Annotated in this window: 5 protein-coding genes; 1 reads left to right on the top strand and 4 read right to left on the bottom strand. The window is 42.6% G+C overall.

Features of this window, described 5'->3' with window-relative positions; genetic code table 11:
* The first annotated feature begins 64 nt into the window (after positions 1 to 64).
* Positions 65 to 1,267, top strand: coding sequence for a reverse transcriptase/maturase family protein (locus PHQ42_05155; protein MDD5072088.1), 1,203 nt, complete (start codon positions 65 to 67; stop codon positions 1,265 to 1,267).
* A gap of 178 nt (positions 1,268 to 1,445) precedes the next feature.
* On the opposite strand, the gene PHQ42_05150 is transcribed toward PHQ42_05155, so the two are convergent.
* From PHQ42_05150 to PHQ42_05135, 4 genes are all read right to left on the bottom strand, one after another.
* Positions 1,446 to 1,742, bottom strand: a complete 297-nt coding sequence (locus PHQ42_05150) for a GIY-YIG nuclease family protein (protein MDD5072087.1) — start codon at positions 1,740 to 1,742, stop codon at positions 1,446 to 1,448.
* A gap of 503 nt (positions 1,743 to 2,245) precedes the next feature.
* Positions 2,246 to 2,653: a four helix bundle protein gene (locus PHQ42_05145; protein ID MDD5072086.1), complete on the bottom strand. Its 408-nt coding sequence runs from the start codon at positions 2,651 to 2,653 to the stop codon at positions 2,246 to 2,248.
* Between the two features lie 280 nt (positions 2,654 to 2,933).
* Complete coding sequence (locus tag PHQ42_05140; GenBank protein MDD5072085.1) at positions 2,934 to 4,361, bottom strand: DUF1566 domain-containing protein; 1,428 nt, start codon at positions 4,359 to 4,361, stop codon at positions 2,934 to 2,936.
* A 27-nt stretch (positions 4,362 to 4,388) separates the two neighbouring features.
* The coding region (locus PHQ42_05135) for a hypothetical protein (protein ID MDD5072084.1) at positions 4,389 to 4,646 on the bottom strand (258 nt) is incomplete at its 5' end.

The raw sequence follows: 4,646 nt of genomic DNA, 5'->3' as shown, positions 1-4,646 counted from the left end.
TAAAGGCCGAAATTAATCACAATTAAATGCCAATATACTGTCCAAAGAATGGGGTAAGCCTTACATGTTTCAAGTTTCAAGTTCCCAATCGAGAGAGAGAGAGAGAGAGAGTAAACCTTTTTCCCGCCCTTTCTCCTTCCAATATCTTCTAAAAGCTTATTACAGTTGCCGTCGACGCAAGCGGAATACTGTTAACGCCGGTAAATTTGAACTTAATTTTGAAAACGAACTCTTAAGATTGGAAAGGGAATTAAAAAGCAAAACTTATCGCCCCGGCCGTTCCATTTGTTTTGTTATCACCGAGCCCAAGCCCCGCGAAGTGTTTGCCGCTGATTTCCGCGACCGGATAGTCCATCATCTCATAGTTGGGTTTCTTGAGCCGTTTTGGGAAAAAAAGTTTATCCATCATTCCTATTCCTGCCGCCTGAAAAAAGGCGCTCATCTGGCTATTAAGGATTTAAAAAGATATATGCGGAAAGCCAGTTGCTCTTTTTCCCGGCCCGCTTATTATCTGCAAGTTGACATCGCCGGATTTTTTATGTCTATTGATAAGAAAATCCTCTTTTCAATTTTAGCCAAACATCTGCATAATGAAAATTGGTTGTGGCTGGGGGAAAAAATAATCTTTCATAACCCGGTAAAAGATTTTTATTACAAAGGCGATCCGAATCTTTATAACTTAATCCCGCCGCGCAAATCTCTTTTCAATGTTTCGCCCAATAAAGGATTGCCGATTGGCAATCTAACCTCGCAATTTTTCGCTAATGTTTATTTAAATGAGCTTGACCAATTTGTTAAACATAAATTAAAAATAAAATATTACCTGCGCTATGTTGACGATATTTTGATAATCCACGAAAACCCGGAGCAATTAAAAAAATGGCGAAAGCAAATCAGCCATTTTTTAAATGAATACTTGAATTTACAGCTTCATCCGAAGAAAACCGTCCTGCAATCAATTTATAAAGGCATAAATTTTGTCGGTTTTGTGGTGAAACCGCATCACCTCTTGACCCGCCGCAAAATCGTGGGAAATTTAAAGAAAAAACTCTGGTATTTCAACAATACGCCCATTCCCGATACATATGAAAATTTTAATCTGCTTTTAGGCAATATTCTGGCGGTTATTAACTCCTATTACGGGCAATTCAAGCATGCCAATACTTTCAATCTTAGGCGTTCGCTTTATAAAAAAAATTTCGGCGTCTTGAAAACTTATCTTGAGCCGATTGATGAAAACTTTAGCTATTTCCGAATAAAAGGCTAATTATTACACGAATGGCAGATAAAAATGGAACTCTCTGCAAGGCGCAATCTTTTCTCTTGTTTTCATCCCCACTGCCTCTCCCCCGCTGTTATTCCCCCATTTTTACCCTCCCTGTCCTTCCCGCGGCCCTTAGTCCTCGTGAAAACGATGAGGGAATCCAGGGTAGAGCCGTACAAAACTACAAATCATCAAATAAATCTCGCCAAGTAGGATTATCTTTTTCTATTAACTCTATTTTCCATTTCCTTTTCCATTTCTTTAGTTGCTTTTCCCTAACAATGGCCTCCCGAATATCAGCAAAAATTTCGTAATAGACTAGTTTATCTACATTATATTTGGCGGTAAAACTATTTTTGTCCTGTTTTATTTTATGCTGAAAACTTCTGTTTAACAAATTATTGGTTACGCCAATATATAATGTTCCGTTTCTTTTGCTGGCTAAAATATAGACGTAATAATTTCTTTCCTCCTTCACCCCATTAGTCCCACTATAAATATTGTTATTCCTTCGTCTATAATAATTTTTAGAAAAATTTCTAACGGGGTTCATATAATTTTAGTATCCATGCGGACCAACCCTGGATTCCTGCTCGCGGGCGGGAATGACAGAAAAAAAAGGCGGGAATGACAGAAAAAAAAGGCGGGAATGACAGAAAAAAAAGGCGGGAATGACAGAAAAAGAATTTTAGCGAAGCCAGCCAAGATGGAAATCGCTGCCAGGGCTAGCGGACGCACCGCGCTTGTTTGGTATTGGTCTTAAGGTTGTTGTTCGTGTTGCCATTGTTCAGATTCGTGTTCCAGGCGTTCTGGGTTTCATTGGATTTAGTAGTGGATGACCAGAAATTGTTGCCGGCGTGTTAATTTTTCCGCCATTTATCCTTTTTTTAGCCGATCCTGGATAAACCAAGTACGGCTAAATTATACTTAATGCCCGCACCGAACATAATTAGCGGAGGCAGGTAGGCGGAACCGCAACGATTAAAAAGCGCGCTTTTCGCTCTCGGCGGTTGCCGATGGAGCGAAAATTCTGGCTTCGCTAAAATTTTTAAGAAACCATTTTTCCCAGCCGGATATCTGTTTAGAAATTTCCTCAATCAGACGATTTAAGAATTCCAACCTCCGGCTGTTGATAATTTTTAGGTCATAGCTGAGGCGTATTTTTATTCTTAATTGCTCAACTTGCGTTTTTAGCAAAGGGAAATATCGGCCTTTGTTTTCTTCTGAATTTGCCGCCACGATGCTATCTAAAAGATTGCCGGCTATTTCTTTTATGTTTTGCCCCAAAGTATATTTATATTCTCTGGGGAAGTTGTGAGTCGTTCTGTAAATTTCCAAATTCAAATCATACGCTTTCTGAAAAATCGGCAAATGCAAATAACGAGACATACTTCTTGAAACTTAAAACTTAAAACTTGAAACTTAAAATTTATATTTATGTTTTAAGTTTTCTGATAGTTCCCCAAAGCATAGCCCCAATATCTTCCGCTAATTCCAGCGCTTCATCGTAATCCTCAAATAAGCATACTCATTCATTTTAGATTTTAATTTTTCATGACATGTTCCATGTTTCAAGTTTTAGGTTTCATGCTTTAAGTTTCATGCTTTAAGTTTTAAGATATTAAATAATAAAATAACCCAAATCCCCAAATAACCAAAGTTGCCAGGGCTAGCGGACGCACCGCGCTTGTAAGGTATTGGTCTTAAGGTTGTTGGTCGTGTAGCCACCGTGCAGATACGTGTACCAGGCGTACTGGGTAGCATTGGATATAGTAGTGGATGACCAGAAAGTGCTGCCGGCGTGGGGTAAATTTCCCCAAGAGCCGTCTATATAGGCCTGCATCAATTCTTTCTGATAAGGCAATCTCCAAAGACCGTCTCCCAAGGACTCGCAGCCGGTCTTACTGCTGGCTTTTTTAACGCATTGGCAGGCGTCATCATCATCATTCACGCAAGTGCCGGGATTTTCAGCGGTATCCGGCGCGTAGCAGTTATTGGCGGCAAACCAAGTGTAGGACGCGCCTGCGCCCATATAATCCGACCAAATAAGGCCGGTGCTGTTATCCTGGCGGCAGACATCGCCCGCGCAAGCAACCGAATCCCCGGTCTTGCAATAATTGTTAGCGGCCGTGCAGGTCGTCCAGGAAGCGGTGAAACTATCAGTTGGCATACTGCCTCCGTCATTATAATCATCCACTCCGCCTAAAGCTTGTGTCCAGAAAGCCGCGTCCGTTCCCCCAACCGCCGAGCCGTTTTTCTGATTAACCACGGAAAACATATTGCGGTTATTCATATATTTCAGCAATTCCAAAATATTGCCGTCTTGATCAGCGGTAAAAGAGCTTGAGTCATAGCCGGACTTCGCCAGAGAGTCCAAATATCCGGCCCGGCTGTCAGTCCAAGTTGAACTCTTCGGGGCGGTGGAAGACGCGGCCGTATAGTCTTGGATTGTTTTAAACCAGCCGAACATATCCTCGGTGCTGGTGGCCGAATCGGAACTGCCGATGCTTGTCGCAGCCGCGGTATAACCGTAAATATTTTTAAACCAGCCGAACATATCAATTGTGCTGGTCGCGGAAGTGGAACTGCCGATATTCCAGACAACACTGCCGATGGCCGGAATAGTATCGGCGGTGGAGCTGGAAATCAAAAACTTGAGATCGGTGTCAAGATAATCCAGATAGACTGCCCGCTCATTGCTCCAAGTTGAAGTGCTCAAAGCCGTAGACGCCGGAGCGCGGGAAGAAACCGTTGTATCCAAATTATCTAAAATATATTTGCCAATACTCCCGACAGCGGTTAATCCGCTGGTCGCGTTATCCCAGACGCCGGCCGCTAAACCGGCTAAGGCCTCGCTAATCGCCTCCAAGCTGTCGGTAGCGCGGTCAAAAGTATTTCCAGTGTCTTTGGCCGCCATTTCCAGCAAAGAATGCATGGTGGCTCCAGGACTGGCAGTCGGAGTCAAACTGCCGGCGCGGGCGACAACATAAACAGTAGGCAAAGATAAAATCACCACCAAAGCGCTAAGCAGCAAATCCTTGCCGCTAACGCTTTTGCGGAAAATATTTATCTTCTTTTTTTGTAATGTTTTCCTCATAATATTTTTATGTTAATTTATAGAACTTCATAATTTGCCGGCCAAAAGTTCAAGCAGAATTAAGACATTTTTCTGGGCCGCGGCCGAATCTTTGCTGGCGACAAATTCCTGCCAGCTATCAAATATTTCTTGGTCGTTTAATCCCCGGACGGCGTTTTCCAATTGCAGCCGCGTATCAAAATCCACTTCCCGGTCCGCTTCCAGGACTTTTTCTATAAACAGCCGGTTGAAATCAGCGATCTTTTCATTTTTTTCAACCAAAGCGTTGGCGGCTTCCGCCCGGGC

This window comes from Patescibacteria group bacterium, from assembly GCA_028711655.1.
Classification (GTDB): domain Bacteria; phylum Patescibacteriota; class Patescibacteriia; order Patescibacteriales; family JAQTRU01; genus JAQTRU01.
Note: the sequence above shows the minus strand (reverse complement) of the source record. Positions and strands in the feature narration are given on the sequence as shown.